The organism is Turicibacter sp. GALT-G1, from assembly GCF_025594995.1.
Classification (GTDB): domain Bacteria; phylum Bacillota_I; class Bacilli_A; order MOL361; family Turicibacteraceae; genus Turicibacter; species Turicibacter bilis.
The window spans coordinates 1-1,231 of record NZ_JAMQUS010000080.1 but is presented as its reverse complement, the minus strand read 5'-3'; the positions used below and the strand labels follow the sequence as shown (position 1 = coordinate 1,231).

Here is a 1,231-nt window from a genome sequence, read left to right as displayed (position 1 = left end):
TGGATAGGTTACAATTAATTAGACAGTTTTTTTAAGGTCATGTAGAATTATAAATAATATCAATCTAAAGGAGCTTTAACATGACCCAAACTAAAACTCGTAGACCACGCCGTACGTATACAGATGAATTTAAAAACCAATTAGTCCAGCTTTATTTAAATGGGAAACGTAAATGTGATATTGTTCGTGAATACGATATCTCATCGTCTTTACTCGATAAATGGATTAAACAGTCAACTTCTACAGGTTCTTTTAAGGAGAAAGATAACCGCTCAGAAGAAGAACAGGAGTTAATCCAACTTCGTAAAAAAGTTAAGCAATTGGAAATGGAAAATGATATTTTAAAGCAAGCCGCGCTGATCTTAGGACGAAGATAAATGTGATTAAAAACAATACACACAAATATTCAGTTTCAGCGATGTGCAAAGTCCTTAATGTGCCTCGTAGCACTTATTATTATGAGTCTAAACCGAAGAAAGATGAAACTCAACTGGTTACTGATATCATTGAGATTTTTCGTCGAAGCCGAAATAATTACGGGACTCGAAAAATTAAGCAAGAGTTAAAAAAGATGGGACAACAAGTTTCACGTCGTCGTATTAGTCGTATCATGAAACAAGAAGGCCTTGTATCGAATTATACCGTTGCTCAATTTAAGCCGCATACAGCTAAATGTAACGAAGATAACACTGAAAATATCGTGGATCGTAACTTTGATGAACAACCACATTTAAACGTTGTTGTCAGTGATTTAACGTACGTTCGTGTAAAAAATCGCTGGCACTATCTTTGTGTGCTTGTAGACCTGTTTAATCGTGAAATTATCGGTTATAGCTCTGGGCCTAATAAGGATGCAGAATTAGTTAAGAAGGCGTTCAGTACAGTCCAAACTAACCTAAGTCAAATCAAGATTTTCCACACGGATCGAGGTAACGAATTTAAGAATAAAATCATTGATGAGATTTTAGAGGTATTTGAAATTGAACGCTCTTTAAGTATGAAGGGATGTCCCTATGACAACGCTGTTGCAGAAGCGACCTATAAAGTAATCAAAACAGAATTTGTAAACCATCAGATATTTGAAACCCAAGAACAACTAGGTTATGAATTTGCCGACTACGTTAACTGGTATAACAATCATAGGATCCACTCTTCACTGGGATATTTATCCCCAGTTGAATATCGTCAAAATACCCTTAAAAAAGTTGTTTAGTTTAGTGTTGACAATCCA

At 35.2% G+C, this 1,231-nt stretch carries 1 protein-coding gene; it reads left to right on the top strand.

Annotation, left to right across the window (positions count from 1 at the left end):
* Positions 1-80 precede the first annotated feature (80 nt).
* Positions 81-1,213, top strand: a protein-coding gene (locus NEH74_RS12460) for an IS3 family transposase (protein ID WP_128446228.1) whose coding sequence is annotated in 2 segments (ribosomal slippage) — positions 81-342 and positions 342-1,213 — 1,134 coding nt in all. Because the reading frame shifts where the segments join, the coding sequence is not laid out codon by codon here.
* The last annotated feature ends 18 nt before the right edge of the window (positions 1,214-1,231 follow it).